This is a genomic window from Desulfurella sp. (assembly GCF_023256235.1).
Taxonomy (GTDB): domain Bacteria; phylum Campylobacterota_A; class Desulfurellia; order Desulfurellales; family Desulfurellaceae; genus Desulfurella.
The window spans coordinates 13859-33334 of the sequence record NZ_JAGDWY010000079.1; the positions used below are offsets into that span (position 1 = coordinate 13859).

Here is a 19476-nt window from a genome sequence, read left to right on the forward strand (position 1 = left end):
GTCTTTTACCAGCAACTCTCTTATTACTTTATTATTAGGGTACACTATACGTGTGCGTTTTTCTTTTTTAACAAATATTTGTTCATCATTATCATTTAAGTATTCTTCATGTTGTATTTCCAGAATCTCAAAAAGCCTTCTTAAAACTTTCGCTGAGGGATTTACTTTATTTTTTTCTATCAATGATAGGTAATTAGGAGAGCATTTTACTAATTCTGCTAGTACTTTAAGAGTTATGTTTCTTCTTTTGCGCTCATATTTTATTTGTTCTCCAATATCCATAACCTTTTATGTAAAGATTTTTAGTGGTGCATCTTCTTTCTTTTTAATATCACCTCTTTTTATGGCTTCTTCTATATCTATTTGCTTTTGTTCTTGAAGTTTTCTTAAATATTCTTTTTCATCTTTTATACGACCACGTTCTTTTGCTACCTGAAGGAGTTTTTCGCCAATTTTTCTGCCTGCATGTCGTATAGTTTCTTCTGGAAAATATACAGCACCACACCCAGGACAGCTGTAAATCTCTACATCCGGTACAACAAGCATTTCGCCTTTCACTGGTCTTTTAAATGGTGTCTTTGTTTTTATCATCTCTCTACCGCAATACTTACATTTCATATATCTGCTCCTTTTCTTAAAAAAAGGGGGTATTTCAAACCCCCTGTAACTAAATTTAATCTTTAACTTTAACTCTCCATGGCTTTCCGTGTTCTTTTTCGTATGCAACTTCACGAACAGTTTTTCTTTTAAGGTAAATTCTTGTTGGATCAACTATCATTCTTAGCACTTTCAATTGTTCATGCGAAGGTGTAGGTGTTGTTGGAATATCATCTGTAGGTTTCAAAACCTTACCACTTTTGTCTTTTAATTCCCACATAACATTGTCTATAACATCTTTTAAGCTTGCTCCAGGGTGAACGCTTCTTAGTCTCATATCATAGATGCCTTCTTCTGGGAAGTTTTCCATAACGCAAAGATCAGAAACCATCAAACCTTTGCCGCCTCTTGGTACACCATAATCCCACCTTGACTCACCTTCTGGTCCTCTTGCTGCAGCCATAGTAGTTAAAAATTGTACTTTATAGGGAAATCGTCTTTTTTCTTGAACCATAACACTCAAGATAAAATCAGACTGTGTACCAATTGGGTTTGAACCACCAGAACCTGTAAATACCACATTTGGACCCTTACCTGTACCAGAAACCAAAGATGTCCATTGATTCCTGGGTGGCTCCCAAAGACCCGTTGCGTTAATATTGCCATACTCATCGTACTCTGCGCCACCTAAGCCACCACCTGTAACATATCCGCGTTGTTCGTATGTTCCAAATGCATCCATCATTGACAAAGCTGTAGAAGCCATGTAAGCACCCCTAATATCTGCTACAGATATAGGAATATGTTCAAAGTGTGGATCAAGCATACCTGCTTCCATAACTATAATGGCATCTGGGTTTACTGTGTGCTGTGCAAGTGTCATTGTAAGCACAGGCAAACCAGTACCAATAAACATTGATGCTCCTTTTGGTATCATTGTTGAGCTTGCAATAGCAAGTAACTCCATTGTTGTAAACTCATCTGGTGGAATATCGTTTTCTTTGCAATATGCCTCATAATCTGAGTCAGATATACCGCTGTGAAAACTTTTAACATTTGCTTCAATTTCATCTACGGTTGGTATATGTACCGGTATAATAGCTTTTTTACTCATAATTTTTACCTCCTTAATTATATTGGCCTATATTGATCGGGTTTGTAGCCATATTTTGTATCTGCTACAAGTTCATATAACCTTGCAAAACCTGTTGCACCACTTGGGCATTCGTATTTGGCTTTGATTTTACCAAACTCAAATTTATCTGTTCCAACTTTGTTTTGCAAGAAATCCCACTCATCTTTACCCACTATTTCATGCCAGTAATCAGCCAAAGCTTTCCTACCATCTGGTGTATCGGCTGCACGGTTTGCTTGAATATAGAATTTCCACCACATCCAATCATAGTCATATAGGTAAGTCACATTTGTTGGGTAGCCACCCCATGGTGTTTCTACAATTGCATCAACATGTATCATTGGAATCTGGTTTTCAGATGGTCTAAATCTCAATTCTTCTTCTGGTACTATCTTTTCGGTAGCAATTACTAAGTATTTTGCACTCAGTGATTGCTCAACATCCGGCACAAGCAAACCTTCAATTCGTGCTGTACCTTTATTACCGCATCTTTGAACATGTGTAGTTGCAAGATAAGGTATTGAAGGTGGATACAAAACAGCTTTTACGCCTGGTTTTCCTGTATATTTTGTAGCCTGTTTTCTTAATTTTTCATAAAATATACCATCTTCTTCTGCTGCAGTTTTATTCCATGTGGTATCTGGCACATCGCCCGGTGACCATTTATTTTCTGGGTCATATTGGTGAGGTCTAAGTCCCCAACCATCAAACGGGTCATCTATAATTACCTGTCTGGCTGGTGGGATATCCGGGTGGACCCACATGCCTTTTTCGTTTTTGCCTCTAAGACCTGCTTTACCAAAAACATCGTACTCAATTAAATCAGAACCCAAATCTGTCATACCTGTTGCAAACTGCATTCCAAAGCGTCCAGCATGTGTCCTGAGTGCCCAGGAATAGTTAGAAAATAGCATATATGCACTAATATCGCCATCTTCTAAACCTTTTCTAATCTCATAAGAAACTGGTTGTATCGTTTCAAGTCCAATAAATGTCATTTCAATCCAATCAAGCTGACCAGCACCTGCCATCATCATAACAGGTGTAGCGCCTGCGTTTGTTTGTAAATATAGATTAGGTATATTTTGCCTGATAACTTCTCTTGGAATTGATGCATTGGTCCTGGTATAACCAAATCCACCCACAACCCAAGCCCTGTGTGGCTTAACAAACTTGCTTACCACTTCTTTGATGGACATTATTTTACTTGCTTCTGCCATAAAGTCCTCCTCCTAAATTTTTATAGAATTCTTTTAATAACTCGATATCTTCTTGAGTTTTTTTAACCGTACCATTGCTATCTGCATGTTCAATTGGTACACCTAAAGTATCGCTTAAAATCTGTAAGAATTCAGTTACTTTCTCAAATTTCAAGTAACTTATATAGATGTCAATTGTATAATCTGTATTGAAATAGATAACAGGATACATTTCATCGAAATCAAGCTTTTCATTTTCTTTTGAATACGGTATTAATCTGAAACCTTGATTCTCTATGTCTACGATTTTACCCAGGCCTTCAACTTTTTTTCTAATCTCTTCAAATGTAATTAAATCACCGCCACCAATAATATAGCCTGGAAGTGTTGTAAAATCCCCTCCCACTATTTAAGCTCCTTTCGCCTTGCCCAAATTAACCTTAGGGCATTTTCAACTTTTTCTTGCGCATATTCTATCATTTCATGGGCATTTTTTAGATAATCAAGATTTTTTCTCAGTTCGTTTTCGGCAACATCTGCTGTTTTATTTGAGTTCATTTGCTCAATTAACTTTGTAATACGTGTTAGAACACCTGGCATTTTTTTAAATTGCCACATCCATGTATCAAAATAGTAATTTGACATCGATAAATCCCAAACTTCATTAGTTAATTTCAACCAAACCTGCACATCTTCAATATCCTTTGGTTGCTGCACCTCCTTTGGCTTTTCTCTGGCTGTTTTCTTAAATGCTTTTGGGTACGTTATCACGCTACACCTCCTACTATAAAATATTTGCTCTTATTTTACATAATACAAAATATAAATAAAAAGTCAAGTATTTTTTTATATTTATTTAGTTTATGTGACAATAGTAAATTTATATAAGTTATTATATAAGTTAATTCATAAATTTTTATTATACATTGATTGTAACTGAAAATTTTGTAATATTTTGAAACTGTCAGTACAAAAAATATTGCAAATAATTTAAAAATGAGTATAAAAAGATGTTAGCTAAAGGAGGAATTGTATGCATAAAAAAACTTTACTAATTGTTTTTTTTATTATTTTAGGTGTATTTTTTACAAGCACTGTAGCTTGCGCAAACCCCAGCTTACAAGAAGGACTTAATGCATACAATAATAAAAACTACAAAGAAGCTTGTAACATTTTTTCTATTTTGAGTCAGGAAGGAAACTCGCAAGCACAGTATATATTGGGCTCAATGTATCTAGACGGTGTTGGTGTAAAAAAAGATTATAAAAAAGCTTACGAATTATTTAGCCAGTCGGCTAAACAAAATAATAGTTTTGGCGAGTACGCTCTGGGCTATCTATACAAACATGGACTTGGTGTTAAAAAAGATTTATCAAAAACATTGTACTGGTGGGAAAAAAGCGCAAAAGAAAACAACAGGGACGCATTATATGGCCTTGGGTTTTTATACAGCATGGGTCAAGGTGTAGAACTCAATTATAAAAAAAGCTTCGAGTACTGGCAAAAAGCCTCTTATCTGGGATCAAATTACGCCCAATACAGACTTGGGCTTTTGTATTTAGAAGGGGATAATATAGAAAAAAATTATGTAGATGCCTACGCATGGATTGATGTAGCAAAAAAGTTTTCCAATCCTGATGAAGAAATTTACAAACTCGCCTCACACCATTTAAATATAGTTAAATACAAATTAACGAACGATGAATTATTGCAAGCAAAAGAACTGGCAGATAGACTGTATAATCAAATAAGAAGCAATCAATGAAAATTATCTGGTCATTACTAAATGAAACAATTTAATAAAGAAGTTTTTAAAGATGCATGGCATCTAATAAAGCCCTATTGGGTTTCTAGCGAAAAAAAAACAGCTTATATACTGCTTGCTGCCATTATTTTTTTAAATTTAGCTATTGTTTTTATTAATGTATTATTTAATTTGTGGTATAAAGAATTCTACAATGCTTTGCAGGAGTTAAACGAAAAAGCTTTTTGGATAGCGCTTGGACAATTTACTGCACTGGCTTTTTTTTACATAATTTCTGCCGTTTATTCGCTTTACCTAAATCAAATGCTTCAGATAAAATGGCGCAGGTGGCTTACGGATAATTTTTTAGATAAATGGATGGATAAAAAGATATATCACCACCTTCAGGTATTTAATCACCAAACGGATAACCCAGATCAACGTATTAGTGAAGATTTAAATATGTTTATATCTCAATCATTGAGCCTATCTTTAGGGCTTTTAAGTTCAATTGTAACTTTATTTTCTTTTATAAGTATATTGTGGATTGTATCCGGGCCCTTGCATTTTTCTGTATTTGGTTATTTAATTACAATTCCTGGATATATGGTATGGGCTGCTTTGCTGTATGCTATTGTTGGTACATGGATTACAGCTGTAATTGGCAGGCCGTTAATTCCTTTAAACTTTAATCAGCAGCGATTCGAAGCAGATTTCAGGTTCAATCTTGTACGCATAAGAGAAAATAGCGAAAGTGTTGCTTTATATAGTGGTGAAGAAAAAGAACACAAGCATTTAATGAGAAAATTTGCAGATATATTTGAAAACTACTGGAAAATAATGGTCAGGCAAAAAAAACTAACGTGGTTTACTTCAGGTTACAACCAGATTGCTATCATTTTCCCTATACTTGTTGCAGCGCCAAGATTTTTTGCAAAAAAGATTCAGCTAGGTGGCTTAATGCAAATAGCTCAGGCATTTGGACAGGTACAAACATCACTATCCTACATAGTAAATAGCTACACCTCGCTTGCCGCATGGCATGCAGTAGCAGACAGGCTACGCACATTCGAACACAATATTGAATCAATAAAAGCACTGCAAAATTCAAATAATAATATTAAATACAAACAATCAGACTTTTTGAGTGTAAAAAATTTATCTATTATGCTTCCAAATAATCAAACATACTTAATTAAAGACTTAAGCTTTGAGCTAAAACCAACGCAAAGTCTTCTTATTGTCGGTCCATCAGGCATAGGAAAAAGCACACTTATTCGCACAATTGCAGGCCTTTGGCCTTTTGGTTCTGGAGAGATTGAGCTTCCTCCAAAAGAAAAGACATTGTTTTTGCCGCAAAAACCATATTTACCAATAGGAACACTAAGAGATGTTCTTATTTATCCAAATGGTGATCCATCGATAGATAACGATATTTTAAAGGAGCTACTTGTAAGTCTAAACTTAAAATACCTGGCAAAACATTTATTGGATAATAATGTATGGTCTCAAGTTTTATCGCTTGGCGAGCAGCAATACATTGCTTTTGGACGTATATTTTTGCAAAAACCTGAATGGATTTTTATGGATGAAGCAACAAGCGCTTTGGATGAAAAATCAGAAAGACTCCTTTATATGAGGCTGTTTAGCGAGCTTCCACAAAGCGCATGCTTAAGCGTAGGCCACAGGTCAAGCCTGCTTAATTACCATAAGATAAAACTTTCATTGTTAGGTGAAGGCAAATGGTCACTTGAGCCCATTAAAAAAGATGACTTGAAAAGAGTCTCATATTTAAAGGAGGAGTTTGCATAACATGGACAACATCGTAAGGCTTGTTATTAGATCTTCAATATATGATCTTGCCAAACAAACACCCATTAATTATGCTGTTAATCTTTCAAAAAATCTAAACAATAAAATTTTACTAAAAAGGGAAGATTTACAAAGCGTATTTTCATTTAAGATAAGAGGTGCATATAACAAAATAAAAAATCTTTCAGAACAAGAAAAAGAAAAAGGCGTAATATGTGCTTCTGCTGGCAATCATGCCCAGGGCGTAGCGTTATCGGCAAAAAAACTATCTCTTAAAGCAACTATAGTTATGCCAAAAACCACACCCCAAATTAAAATTGATGCAGTAGCAAGGTATGGTGCAAGTATAGTCTTGGAAGGTGATAGCTATACAGATGCTTATAATGCCTGCAAAGTGCTGGTGCAAGAAACTAAAATGACCTACATTCCGCCATTTGATGATGAGCTTGTAATAGCAGGTAACGCTACAATTGCAAATGAAATTTTGATGCAAACAAGCTCTGAAGTTGATTACATTTTTGTGCCCATAGGTGGTGGCGGATTAATTGCTGGCATTGCATCATTTATCAAAAACATAAACCCCCAAATAAAAGTAATAGGAGTTCAACCAAAAGACTCAAATGCGATGTATTTATCGTTTCATGCCAAAAAGAAAGTTGATATAGATGAGGTAGGTATTTTTGCAGACGGCGTTGCCGTAAAAAGTGTTGGTGATTTAACGCTTGATTTAGTATTAAAGTATGTTGATGATATTGTACTTGTTGATACAGATGAGATATGTTCAAGCATAAAAGACATCTACTATGATACAAGAAATATAGTAGAACCTGCAGGTGCTTTGGCGGTTGCTGGAATAAAACACTATATAGACGAACACTCCATTTCTAAAAAAACATTCCTTGCCATTAACTCTGGTGCAAATATGAATTTTGATAGGCTAAGCTTTGTAGCTGATAGAGCTTTAATTGGAGAAAAGCAGGAAGCACTCTATGTGGTAGAACTGGAAGAAAAACCGGGGTCTTTTAAAAAATTTTGCATGGATTTAATTGATAACATAAATGTCTCTGAATTTGATTACAGACTTACAAACAGACAAAAAGCATATGTTTTAACCGGTCTTAATATAAATTACAAACAAGAAAAGGATAGGTTTTTGGAAAAAGCAAAGCATTTGGGCTATAATATCTTTGATATAACAGACAATGAAATAGCAAAAAGTCACATTCGCTATATGATCGGTGGTAAAACTAATCTGGCTCAAAACGAAGTGTTGTACCATTTTTCTTTTCCAGAAAGAAAAGGAGCTTTGTACGAATTCTTATCAAAAATGAAAAGCAACTGGAATATATCTTTGTTTCACTACAAGCATATTGGTACCGATTACGGCAAAGTTCTTGTAGGCTTTGAAATACCACCAGATGAAATGCAAGATTTTAAAGAATATCTTAAGGATCTGCGCTATCCTTTTAGCGAAGAAACAAACAACTTAATCTGCAAAATCTTTCTATAAGAACAAAAAGGCGGGCAGGAAACGCCCTTGCGGGCGAAATCTAAATGCGGACTTTATGGCGGGAAAACAAGAGGGAAAAAGAAGTGCTTGCAAAAGAGAATTCTTAAGCACGAGTGTTTATTATAAAAAAATTTTTTCAAAAGTCAAGAAAATTTTAAAAAATTTTATGTAAATCGTTGTTTACATTTTTCCAATAAAGCAAACATAACCATAAAAACTTTTGATTAAAAATATATCGTAAAAGTTTACATTAGTTATATAAAAGGCGCGATCCAAAAACTTTTAACAGCTCATTATGTAAAAAATATGTCGCTGCACAACTTAAATAGATTTCTATTTAACACATATAATAATAATTATTATTTATTCACATATTGACACTTAAAATTCTTTACTATATAAATTACTTAACATACATTTGCAAATAGTTGGTTTAATTTTTTGGTATCAAAAAAAGAGGGGGTAAAACTATGTCAAAAATTGTTGTCTTGGGAGCTGGCATTTCTGGCCATACTGCAGCATCCTATTTAAGAAAACTCTTATCAAAAGAACATGAAGTGATTGTGATTGCACCAAATAGCAAGTGGAACTGGATACCTTCTAATATCTGGGTTGGAATAGGAGCAATGGAACCAGAAGATGTAACGTTTGAGCTTGAGAGAGTTTATAAAAAAATAGGTGTGATATTTAAACAAGCAAAAGCAATTGCAATTTATCCAGAAGGTACTCAAACGACCTCAAAACCATTTGTACAGATTGAGTATACTGGCAGAGACCTTTCTGGGAAAAAGGAAAATGTAGAATATGATTACTTAATAAATGCAACAGGTCCAAAACTTAATTTCGAAGCAACACCCGGTCTGGGTCCTGATAAAAATTCTCTGTCTGTTTGCAGTGCATCCCATGCAAAACAAGCAGCTCAAGAACTTAAAAAAACAATTGAAAACATGAAAAAAGGCAAAAATGCTGTATTTCTTGTAGGCACAGGACACGGTCAAGCTACCTGCCAGGGTGCAGCTTTTGAATATGTATTTAATTTAGATTTCGTACTTAAAAAAGAAAAGGTAAAAGACAAAGCAAAGATAGTATTCATAACAAACGAATACGAGCTTGGAGACTTTGGAATGGCTGGTGCACACATAAAAAAAGGAGGCTATATAACACATACCAAAACATTTACTGAATCTTTATTTGCTGAAAGAAATGTATCATGGATAAAAAGGGCTCACATATATAAAGTTGAATCAAATAAAGCGTATTACGAAACACTCTATGGTAGCATTCATGAAATTGAATTCGATTTTGCAATGCTTATACCTCCTTTTGTAGGCGTTGGTCTTAAAGCATACAATAAAACTGGCGAAGATATTACTGAGAATCTATTTACATCAAATGGCTTTATGAAAGTTGATGCAGACTATACGCAAAAACCTTATGAAGAATGGAAAGCTGCTGATTGGCCAAAAACCTATCAAAACCCTGCATACAAAAATATATTTGCAGCAGGTATTGCTTTTGCACCACCTCATGCAATCTCAAAACCAATGTATAGCCCAAATAAAACACCAATCTTTCCAGCACCACCTCGCACAGGAATGCCTTCTGCTATAATTGGTAGAAATTGTGCTTTAAATATAGCAAGTATGATTAAACATGGCAATCAGACACCAAAACACACAGCATCTATGGCAGAAATTGGCGCAGCATGTGTAGCTTCTACAGGAGCCAGTCTTTTTTCTGGCACTGCTGCTTCTATAACAGTATATCCTATTGTGCCTGATTTTGAAAAATATCCTGAATATGGCCGGGATTTGTATTACACATTTGGCGAAATTGGGCTTGCTGGTCATTGGATCAAGCTTTTATTGCACTATGCATTTATTTATAAAGCAAAACTAAAACCGTTTTGGTTTGTATTACCAGAATAGGAGGGCAAAATGGTAGAAAAAACAATTGAAGAAAGAAAACCATATCAACAAGCATTTTTTGCTTCAAAACCCGCTAAATTTACAAAATTTTTAAGAACATGCGTGGTCTGGCAATTAGTAAAATTTATTATCATAAATATCAAAATGACGCTTATGTTGCTTAAGTCCCATAAATAGCTTATGGGACTTTCAGCATATAGGGCCGATATTAATAGGTACTTTGTTTTGTTTTTGCAAATTTTTAAATGTACCGCAAAAACTCCAAACCATTTGCCTGTTAAAAATTGTTTTTGCTATAAACCAGAATACGCTTGATAAATGACCGCTTTGACAATAAGAGATTGTAGGCTTATTAATATCTATATCTTCTTTCAAAAATAAATTTTCTATTGTACTTTTAGGTTTTATAATCCAGTAATTATTAACTTTTTCCAAAAAATCCCCTGCGTAAAACCATCTGGCACCTTTAATATGTCCTTTTAAATATTCTTTTCTATCTCTTGAATCAATTATTTGCACAGCGTTTTCGTTGTCAATGGCCCAGAGTAAAAAATTTTTTTGAGCTAAAATGTTACCAGGGTTATATTCTATTGTAAAATGGGATTTTGGTAAACTATAGTTTCCTATTAAAACAGGCAAACCTTCACTTTTCCATTTTTCAAAACCTCCATCCATATAGTATATATCTTTAATTCCAGACCAATAAAGTGCGCTAATAATCCATGCAGCCTGTGCTATAAACCTTGCACTGTTATCGTAATTTTCACCAGAGTATACAATGTATGTTGCATTTCTTTTCAACCCATATGCAGAAAAAATTCTTTCCAGCTGGTTGTTGTATGGCATAAGGCCCAATTCATTTTCTTGAGATGAGAGTATTTCGTTTTCTGTTAAATTTATTGCTTTAGGCAAATGGCCATGCAGATAATTTTGTTTGCTTCTTGTATCAATCACAATGACATTGTTTTGAGTTTTTATTAAAAAGTTTGCCTGTTGTGTGCTAATAATACCAATTTTAGCAAAAGCTGCTCCACTAAAAAATAAACTAACAAAAAACACCAAAAACACAACAAATTTTTTAAATTTCATAAAAACCTCCCATATTTATAATTAGTTAGTTATTATATATCTTTTTTTAAAAAAATCAATAAAAAATTAATTTATTAATTTTTCTTGACATGTTTAACTTATAATACTAAAATATATTAAAAGTATGTAAAAGGAGGTTTAAAAATGAGTGTCTTTAAAAAAATGGCTCTAATTGTTGCGGTTTTTGCATTTGTTTTCTTACCACGTCTAGTATTTGCAGCAGAACCTATTAACATTGGCATTATAGCAGAACAAGGTACACTTGTAGGTGATTCTATTGTTAATGGGGCAAAATTAGCAGCAGACCAGATTAATGCAAAAGGTGGTATTGATGGTAGACCTATTAAGTTATTTATTTACGATGATCACATGCGAGCAACGGATGCTGTTCAAGCTTTTCAGAGAGCTGTTTACGATCACCATGTAGTTGCAGTTATTGGTAGCTGGATAAGTGAAGTTGCACTTGCACTTGAACCCTGGGCAGCAAGGCTACATACTATTTATATTACAACCGGCGCAGCTGATCCAAAAATTACACAATTAGTCCATAATAACTATAATATGTATAAATATGTATTCCAATTAAAGTACAATGCTACTGAAATGGCTCAAACTGTATGTAACTTTATACATGATGATTTAGTAAAACAATATGGCTACAAGACAGCCTATATAGCAAGCGAGAATGCAGCATGGACCGAACCATTAGATGCAGAGTATCTAAAATGTCTTCCACAAACTGGTGTCAAAGTGGTAGGTCATATGAGATTTGCACCAAATACAACTGATTTTACACCTATATTCACCGATATAAAATCTAAAAATCCTGATCTTTTAGTAACCGGTTGGGCACATACAGGTCTTCAACAAACTGTTCAATGGCATGAAGCAAAATATCCTTTTTTGATAGTTGGAATAAACGCACAGGCAAGTACATCTGACTTCTGGAAAAAAAGCAATGGAGCAACAGAAGGCATAATTAGTCAAGCAGAAGGATCTCCTGCTCCAATAACCCCAAAAACCATACCTTTTGTTAAAGAATATGAGAAAGTATTTGGCATAACACCTGCTTATGGTGGCTATACAACATATGATGCTATATATGTGCTGGCACAGGCTATAAAAAGAGCTAAATCAACAAACACTGATGCACTTATTAAAGCACTTGAAGCTACAAATTACATTGGTGTTATGGGACATATAGAGTTTTATGGAAAAGAAAGTCCATATGCACATGGCATAAAATATGGCCCTTCATATGCAACCGGTGTTATGTTGCAATGGCAACACGGCAAATTAGAAACGGTTTGGCCAAAAAATGCAGCAACAGCTAAAGTTATTATACCTTCGTTTGTTAAAAAATGAACCTTTTTTGGCAAATTTTATTTGATGGCTTTATTATTAGTTCGATTTACGCTGTGGGAGTAGTAGGGTTTTCTCTTATCTTTGGCACAGCAGGAGTACTTAATCTCTCCCACGGTGCTTTTTTAGTATTGAGTGCAATCATTTCCTGGTTTTTTATAAGTCATTTTCATCTGCCTTTATTAGCTGGTATGGTTGTTGGGGTTCTAGCTTCAATAGCAGTCTCATACTTGTTATTTGTATTGCTTATAAACCCCATAGACAAATCTAAAAAAATACCCACTACAGAAAAAGAAATTTTTATACTTACAGCTACGCTTTTGTGGTCTATGATTATAGAAGAATTACTGGATTATTTTTTCAGTTCAAATCCTGTTGTTGTGCCTCCTTTTGTAAAGGGTGTTTTACACTTGTTTAAAATGAATATAACATACAATGAAATTCTGCTTTCATTTGCTTCTGTTTTAATTCTGATTATTTTGTGGACTTTTATAAACAAAACAAAAACAGGCAAAGTTTTGCTTGCAGCATCTATGAGCCATGACGGTTTGGCAATAAGCGGTATTGATATTAAAAAGGTTTATATACTTTTGTGGGGTGTATACGGCGTATTAACCGGTCTTTCTGGTGCCTTGCTAGCTTCATTTTTAGGTGCAAGTTCACAAAGCGTCCCAAGTCTTACCGGGCTTGCTTTTTCTGTTGTGGTGCTTGGAGGTTTGGGTAACATAACAGGTTCTATTCTGGCAGCATTTCTTATCGGCTATATACAAACTATGACTGCTTATTTGATTTCACCTGCATACACATCAATACCTGCTTACGTAATCTTAGTTTTGATACTTATGTTTAAACCAAAAGGTTTGTTTGGTAGGTTTTAGATATGTTAATACCAAAAGATAGGTCTATTATTATAGGAATTGTAATTTTTATTCTTTTGATATTTGTACCCTACATTTTTTCTTCTTATGTTGTGGGTGTTTTTACAATTGCTTTATATTTCGCAGTTTTTGTTATGTCGTGGGATTTATTATTTGGATATTCAGGGGAAGTAAATTTTGGATCTACATTTCAAATAGGCATAGGTGCATACACTGCGGCTATTTTAAATATAAACACTCATATGCCACTTGCTTTATGTATTGTACTTGGTGCTGTAGCAGCCATTTTATCAGGACTTATCCTAGTTGCTCCAGCTTTAAGACTTAAAGGACCATATTTTGGACTTATTACACTGGTTAGTGTTTTGTTATTAGAACAATTTGTCACAATATTTGCCCAGTATACAGGTGGAGAGATAGGCTTATCCGTACCCGGCATAATATCTGTTAGCTCAAAAATAAATTATTATATGGCCCTTTTGTTTTGTGCTTTCAGTGCAATGGTTATGCTTGTTATTGCAAGATCGCCTATTGGTCTGATTTTACAGGCATCTGCTCAGGATCCAATAGAAGCAGAAAGTCTGGGTTTTAACATAACAAAATACAAAGTTTTAGCTTTTGGTATCAGTGCTTTATTCAGTGGCTTATCAGGGGCTTTGCTTGTGTTTTATTTAGGTACAGCTTCAGTGAGTCTTGTAGTGTCTATTGCTGTTGTATTGCAAATTATAATTTCTGCTATTATTGGTGGAAGAAGAACTATTATAGGACCTATTTTAGGAGCTTTTTTTATAATACTTTTAAGAGAGTGGCTGCAACCATTGGGTCAGCTTAGTTATGTTGTTGTGTCGATAATGGGACTTATAGTCTTGCTTTTTTTGCCAGATGGTATAATAAGCTTGTTTTTGAGGAAAAACTAAATGGCGTTACTGGAAGTAAAAAATCTGGACAAATATTTTGGCGGCATACATGCCACAGACAATGTAAGCTTTGAAATTAATAAAAATGAAATTGTAGGTTTAATAGGTCCAAATGGTGCTGGAAAATCTACAATAATGCATTTGCTCATAGGCCTTTACAAACCTACAGATGGTATAATAAAATTCAATGGAGAAGAAATTCAACATTTAAGCATACACAAAAGAATAAAAAAGGGTATTGCCGTGATGTTCCAGCATTCAAGACCGCTTAGCAGACAGACAGTGTTAGAAAATATCGAGTTATCTTTATTGGAAGATAAATTTCAGTTTTTCTATAAAAACGATATAAAAGAACAAGCCTTTCAAATAGCAAAAAATCTGGGATTAGAATTGGTTTGTAATAAACGTCCATCAGAGTTAGCCTTTGGTATTATACGAAGAATGGAGCTTGCAAAAGCCATTGCTTTAAACCCAAAACTCCTACTTTTAGATGAGCCTTTTGCAGGTTTGAGTCATTCAGAAGTAGAAGAGTTTTCTAAACTGATTAGATCATTAACAAAAGAAAATTTTTCTATTATAATAGTTGATCATAATGTAAAAGCAGTTAAAGACTTGGTTGATAAAATTATAGCCATTCACGCTGGAAAAATAATATCAACAGGCACACCAGAAGAAGTAATATCCAACAAAGAAGTGAAAAGAGTATTTCTGGGCGAACAAACTAAAATTGAAAACTCAAATCAAAAGCAAACTGACCTTAACGCAAAAATTCTATTGGAAGTTAATATCACTTCTTTATCCTACAATAAAGCTCAGGCTTTAAGAAATGTTGACTTAATAGTAAAAGAAGGTCAATTTGTATCTGTTGTAGGTTTAAATGGCGCTGGAAAAACTAGCCTTTTTAAAGCAATATTTTCATTTGTAAATTACGAAGGTGATATAAAATGGCACGGTAAATCTATAAAGCATCTAAAAACGGCAGAAATCGTAAATTTAGGTATATCATTTGTGCCAGAAACCAGAGAATTGTTTAAATTTATGAGCACAGAAGAAAACTTAAACCTTGCTTTGCAAAAAGTAGCAAAAAATGAAGCAAAAAAAAGAATAGAAGAAGTCTATTCAATATTCCCAAGACTAGCAGAAAGAAAAAAGCAACTTGCATCTACACTATCGGGTGGAGAACAGCAGATGCTAACAATAGCAAGAGCACTTGTTCAAAAACCAAAAATGATAGTACTTGATGAACCTACACTTGGTCTTGCACCTATAGTCCTTGAAGATATATCTAAAGTACTTGATTACATGCATACTCAAATGAATCTGACAATTCTGCTTGGTGAACAAAACCTTCACTTTGCCCTAAGGCACTCTGAAAAAGTTTATTTGCTCGAACATGGAAACCTTATATGCGATTGTACAATGGAAGAATTTAAAGAACGCATAGGTGAAAAGTATTTAGCATAAAAGGAGGTGTTATGTTTGTAGACTACTACAAAATTGATGATTTACTAGGTGATGAAGATAAATTGCTCAGGGATAGTCTAAGAAAATTTTTAGAAGACAATATAAAACCGCTTATTAAACAAGCGTGGCACAAGCAAGAAAAACTTGATTTTAGAACCATTGCAAAACAATTTGGTGAACTTGGCATACTTGGTAGCTTTATAGAAGAAAAATACAATTGTCCTGGTGCAACCTATACAACATATGGCATTGTATGTCAGGAAGTAGAACGTATAGATAGCGCTCTAAGAAGTTTCGTAGCGGTAAATACAGGTCTAGTTATGTATCCCATCTGGCGCTATGGCAGTGAAGATCAAAGAATGCAGTTTTTGCCCAAGCTTGCAAGCGGAGAGAAAATAGGTTGCTATGGTTTAACAGAGCCAGATGCAGGCTCAGACCCATCAAGCATGAAAACTACTGCAAAAAAAATCAAAGACAAATGGGTGTTAAATGGTTCAAAAATGTGGATAACAGAAGCAGAAATTGCTGATGTAGCAATAGTGTGGGCAAAAGATGCTGATGATGGCAAAGTAAAGGGTTTTATTGTAGAAAAAGGAACACAAGGCTTTTATCAAAAAGACTTAGAAGAGCTTGGTTCTATGAGAGCAGGCGGTGTTGGCGAGCTAGCTTTTACTGATTGTGCAATACCTTTAGAAAATAGATTACCAAATATTGAAGGTCTAAAGGGCCCGTTTTCTTGCCTTAATATGGCAAGATATGGCATATCCTGGGGAGCAATTGGCGCTAGTATGGATTGTTTTGAAACTGCCCTTAGTTACTCTCTTGATAGAAAACAATTTGGCGAGCCCATTGCATCATACCAGCTAGTCCAGGAAAAACTTGCCAATATGATTACAGAAATTACAAAAGCTCAACTTGTAAGCTTAAGGCTTTCTCAGTTGTTAAATGAAAATAAAGCAACTCCAGCTCAAATTTCTCTTGCAAAAAGAAACAATGTAAGAACAGCGAGGTTTTGCGCTCAAACAGCAAGAGAAATCCTTGGCGCAAATGGCATAAGCCTAGATTACTCACCAATTCGACATATGGCAAATATTGAATCAGTATATACTTATGAAGGCACAGACGATATGCATACGCTTATAATTGGTAGAGACATAACAGGAATTGAGGCTTTTAGAAAAAAATGAATAAAAGGTTACCGCTTGAAGGCATAAAGGTACTTGATTTATCACGCGTTTTAGCTTTGCCTTTTGCCACCATGATACTATCAGATTTAGGTGCAGAAGTAATAAAGGTAGAAAGACCAAAAGTTGGCGATGAAACACGCCATTGGGGACCTCCTTTTTTGAAAACAGAAAGCGCTTATTTTCTTTGCACGAACCGTAATAAGAAAAGTATTACTGTTGATATAAGCAAAAAAGAAGGCCAAAAAATTATACATGAGTTAGTTAGGCTTTGCGATGTATTTGTAGAAAACTTCAAAGTAGGAGAACTCACAAAATATTCACTTGATTACAAAAATATAAAAAAGTTAAACCCAACAATTGTATACTGTTCATTAACTGGCTATGGCCAAAATGGACCAAAAAGCAATCTTCCAGGGTATGATTTTATAATGCAAGGTGAAAGCGGATTAATGAGCATAACCGGGTTACCAAAAGGCCAACCCATGAAAGTAGGCGTTGCTATTTTAGATATTATATCAGGTTTATATGCAACAATAGCAATACTTGCCAGTTTGTATAAAAGACAAAAAATCAAACAATCAGAATACATAGACCTTGCACTGTATGATTGTGCAGTATCCAGTCTTGCAAATGTTGCATCAAATTATCTGGTTAGCGCTAAAATACCGAAGCGCTATGGAAATGCTCACCCCAATATTGTTCCATACCAAACATTCAAAGCCAAAGACAAATACTTTAATTTAGCTGTAGGTAATGATGAACAATTTCAAAAATTAGCTAACTTGTTAAACACAGATGCTCTAAAACAAGATAAATTCAAAAAAAATGAAAATAGAGTAAGAAATAGAAAAGAATTGGTAAAAATTTTACATGAGGTATTCAAAACTCAAAATGCTCAATATTGGGTTGACTTATTTCAATCTCACAACATACCGGCAGGTCATATAAACAACCTTAAAGAAGTATTTGAAGACAAACAGTTGCTTGAAAGGGATATGGTTAAAATAATAAATCACCCATTTGGTATGTTAAAAATTGTTGGCACCCCTATAAAACTATCAAACTCATCCATTTCAGAGCCAAAAAGTCCACCCCTTCTTGGTCAGGATACAATAAACGTGCTTAAAAAATTACTTCATTACAATAAAGCATATATAAAACACTTAAAAAACCAAAATGTAATTTAATGTAATTTCGTATTGACAAAAAGGTAAAAGTGTTTATTTTTCAAAAAGAGGGTTTTAAAGTTAAAATGATTTTTAAATTTAAAAGGGGAATTTAATGAGTCTGCTAACCAGACCAAACGAACTATCATTAGAAAAAATCATACCATTAAGCACAAGTAATACATTAAGAAACAACTTTATGGTATTGGATGAAGAATTGCCTGCAAATATTAGATTTGGGCTTTTGCTAGAGATTATGGATACACTCGCTGCTGATACTGCAAGGCTGTATGTAAATCAGTTTTACAAAGATGCCGTTGTAGTAACTGCGGCAATTGATACAATAATAGTGCGAAACCCAGCTGATATTGCAAGAGATTTGGTTTTTAAGTCTCGTATAAACTATGTAGGCAAAACATCAATGGAAGTAGGCATAAGAATCGAACAGCCAAACCCTCAAACTCATATTGCAACTTGTTATTTTACGCTTGTAGCAAGAAGAGGTCCAAGGGACAATCGTGTAAGCGTTGCGCTCCCACCTTTAAATTATATTGATGATATGGAAAAAAGACGTTATCAAAAAGCCATAGAAAGAAAAGAACACTATATGGCTCAAAAAAATTTGGAAAGCCAACCTCCATCTTTGGAAGAATATAGACTTTTAGAAAAATTACATAAAGCCCAGGAAGATCAAAACTTTAATGGACTTTTAGCATCTAAGCTATTTCTTACTTCATGGGAGCGAACATTTCCTGCCTACAAAAATCCAAACCAAACAATATTTGGTGGTTATCTAGCAAGAAGATCCTATGAGCTTTCCACCATGTGTGCAGAACTTATTGCAACAAAAAGGCCAATAATTGCAGCAGTAAACAGGATGAATTTTATAAATCCTGTTAAAATTGGAGATAAATTATTGTTTAAAAGCAATATAGTCTATACACACAAAAGTTTTATATGTATAGAAACAACTATATCACGTATGGGACGCTACGAGAAAAAAATTAGTAATTTAACCGATTCGTGCTTATTTACATTTGTTAATGTAGATGAAAAATTAAAACCTTATCCTGTAGAAACTATTTACCCTTTAACTTATTTTGAAGACCAAAAATACTTAGAAGCAAGAAGAAGTTTAACTGCAATAATTTCTGAAATAAAAAACGGCTTGCTTAAAGAAAGCGACTTAGCTCATTTTGACTGATTTTTAAAAGTTTCTAAAAGATAATTTTCAAATATTGTTTGAGCTTTGTTGTAGCTATTTATTCTCATCATATAAAACCATCTATATATTTTAATATTTGTAATGGGAATTTCTTTTAGCATACCCATTTGAAGTTCATTTTTAATTATAAGCTCACTTAAAGCTGAGATGCCCAAATTGCAAGATACAGCATTTTTAATGGCTTCTGGATTATTGAATTCATAGGCTACTTTTACATGAGCGCCTAATTTTGCAAGTTCTGCTTCTATAATCTGTCTGGTACC

General features: G+C 34.2%; 20 protein-coding genes. 12 read left to right on the forward strand and 8 right to left on the reverse strand.

Going from position 1 to position 19476, the window contains the following annotated elements; all coding sequences use genetic code 11:
- The 6 genes from Q0C22_RS08575 to Q0C22_RS08600 form a co-directional block, all read right to left on the reverse strand.
- Positions 1–282 (reverse strand): helix-turn-helix transcriptional regulator (locus Q0C22_RS08575; RefSeq protein WP_291493782.1); only part of this gene is annotated, 282 nt, incomplete at its 3' end.
- Between the two features lie 6 nt (positions 283–288).
- Complete coding sequence (locus Q0C22_RS08580) at positions 289–618, reverse strand: YgiT-type zinc finger protein (RefSeq protein ID WP_291493784.1); 330 nt, start codon at positions 616–618, stop codon at positions 289–291.
- A gap of 55 nt (positions 619–673) precedes the next feature.
- Entirely contained in the window at positions 674–1711 is a 1038-nt protein-coding gene (locus tag Q0C22_RS08585) for a CoA-transferase subunit beta (RefSeq protein WP_291493785.1), read from the reverse strand.
- Between the two features lie 17 nt (positions 1712–1728).
- Positions 1729–2952: a CoA-transferase gene (locus Q0C22_RS08590; protein WP_291493786.1), complete on the reverse strand. Its 1224-nt coding sequence runs from the start codon at positions 2950–2952 to the stop codon at positions 1729–1731.
- Entirely contained in the window at positions 2936–3337 is a 402-nt protein-coding gene (locus Q0C22_RS08595; protein ID WP_291493787.1) for a hypothetical protein, read from the reverse strand. Before Q0C22_RS08595 ends, Q0C22_RS08590 begins: the two co-directional genes overlap by 17 nt.
- Positions 3337–3702, reverse strand: coding sequence for a hypothetical protein (locus tag Q0C22_RS08600; RefSeq protein WP_291493788.1), 366 nt, complete (start codon positions 3700–3702; stop codon positions 3337–3339). Before Q0C22_RS08600 ends, Q0C22_RS08595 begins: the two co-directional genes overlap by 1 nt.
- A 262-nt stretch (positions 3703–3964) precedes the next feature.
- Between Q0C22_RS08600 and Q0C22_RS08605 the strand changes: the two genes are divergently transcribed.
- The 5 genes from Q0C22_RS08605 (at position 3965) to Q0C22_RS08625 (ending at position 10102) form a co-directional block, all read left to right on the forward strand.
- A complete protein-coding gene (locus Q0C22_RS08605) occupies positions 3965–4696 on the forward strand; it encodes a tetratricopeptide repeat protein (protein ID WP_291493789.1) in 732 nt (243 codons plus the stop codon).
- A gap of 21 nt (positions 4697–4717) precedes the next feature.
- Positions 4718–6487 carry an ABC transporter ATP-binding protein/permease gene (locus tag Q0C22_RS08610; RefSeq protein ID WP_291493790.1) on the forward strand — a complete coding sequence of 590 codons (1770 nt, stop codon included), beginning with the start codon at positions 4718–4720 and terminating at the stop codon, positions 6485–6487.
- A 1-nt stretch (position 6488) separates the two neighbouring features.
- Positions 6489–7997 carry a threonine ammonia-lyase, biosynthetic gene (gene ilvA, locus Q0C22_RS08615; RefSeq protein WP_291493791.1) on the forward strand — a complete coding sequence of 503 codons (1509 nt, stop codon included), beginning with the start codon at positions 6489–6491 and terminating at the stop codon, positions 7995–7997.
- A gap of 470 nt (positions 7998–8467) precedes the next feature.
- The gene (locus Q0C22_RS08620) at positions 8468–9925 is read left to right on the forward strand and encodes an FAD/NAD(P)-binding oxidoreductase (RefSeq protein WP_291493793.1); all 1458 of its coding nucleotides are present in this window, start codon (positions 8468–8470) and stop codon (positions 9923–9925) included.
- A gap of 9 nt (positions 9926–9934) precedes the next feature.
- On the forward strand, positions 9935–10102 hold the full coding sequence (locus Q0C22_RS08625; RefSeq protein WP_291493795.1) for a hypothetical protein: 168 nt from the start codon (positions 9935–9937) through the stop codon (positions 10100–10102).
- Positions 10103–10114: 12 nt separating this feature from the next.
- Here the strand turns inward: Q0C22_RS08625 and Q0C22_RS08630 are convergent, their stop codons facing one another.
- A complete protein-coding gene (locus Q0C22_RS08630) occupies positions 10115–11014 on the reverse strand; it encodes a sulfurtransferase (RefSeq protein ID WP_291493797.1) in 900 nt (299 codons plus the stop codon).
- A 144-nt stretch (positions 11015–11158) separates the two neighbouring features.
- On the opposite strand from Q0C22_RS08630, the gene Q0C22_RS08635 reads away from it, so the two are divergent.
- The 7 genes from Q0C22_RS08635 (at position 11159) to Q0C22_RS08665 (ending at position 19192) form a co-directional block, all read left to right on the forward strand.
- On the forward strand, positions 11159–12379 hold the full coding sequence (locus Q0C22_RS08635) for an ABC transporter substrate-binding protein (RefSeq protein WP_291493799.1): 1221 nt from the start codon (positions 11159–11161) through the stop codon (positions 12377–12379).
- Positions 12376–13254 carry a branched-chain amino acid ABC transporter permease gene (locus Q0C22_RS08640; protein WP_291493801.1) on the forward strand — a complete coding sequence of 293 codons (879 nt, stop codon included), beginning with the start codon at positions 12376–12378 and terminating at the stop codon, positions 13252–13254. The genes Q0C22_RS08635 and Q0C22_RS08640 overlap by 4 nt, the downstream gene beginning before the upstream one ends.
- A gap of 2 nt (positions 13255–13256) precedes the next feature.
- On the forward strand, positions 13257–14171 hold the full coding sequence (locus Q0C22_RS08645) for a branched-chain amino acid ABC transporter permease (RefSeq protein WP_092128850.1): 915 nt from the start codon (positions 13257–13259) through the stop codon (positions 14169–14171).
- Complete coding sequence (locus Q0C22_RS08650) at positions 14172–15635, forward strand: ATP-binding cassette domain-containing protein (protein WP_291493806.1); 1464 nt, start codon at positions 14172–14174, stop codon at positions 15633–15635.
- An 11-nt stretch (positions 15636–15646) separates the two neighbouring features.
- Positions 15647–16822, forward strand: coding sequence for an acyl-CoA dehydrogenase family protein (locus Q0C22_RS08655; RefSeq protein WP_291493808.1), 1176 nt, complete (start codon positions 15647–15649; stop codon positions 16820–16822).
- A complete protein-coding gene (locus Q0C22_RS08660) occupies positions 16819–18009 on the forward strand; it encodes a CoA transferase (protein ID WP_291493811.1) in 1191 nt (396 codons plus the stop codon). The genes Q0C22_RS08655 and Q0C22_RS08660 overlap by 4 nt, the downstream gene beginning before the upstream one ends.
- 94 nt (positions 18010–18103) lie before the next feature.
- Positions 18104–19192 (forward strand): acyl-CoA thioesterase, encoded by a 1089-nt coding sequence (locus Q0C22_RS08665; RefSeq protein WP_291493812.1) that lies wholly within the window; start codon positions 18104–18106, stop codon positions 19190–19192.
- Here Q0C22_RS08665 and Q0C22_RS08670 read toward each other — a convergent pair.
- A partial coding sequence (locus Q0C22_RS08670; RefSeq protein ID WP_291493814.1) for a LysR substrate-binding domain-containing protein occupies positions 19180–19476 on the reverse strand: 297 nt, incomplete at its 5' end. The genes Q0C22_RS08665 and Q0C22_RS08670 overlap by 13 nt on opposite strands.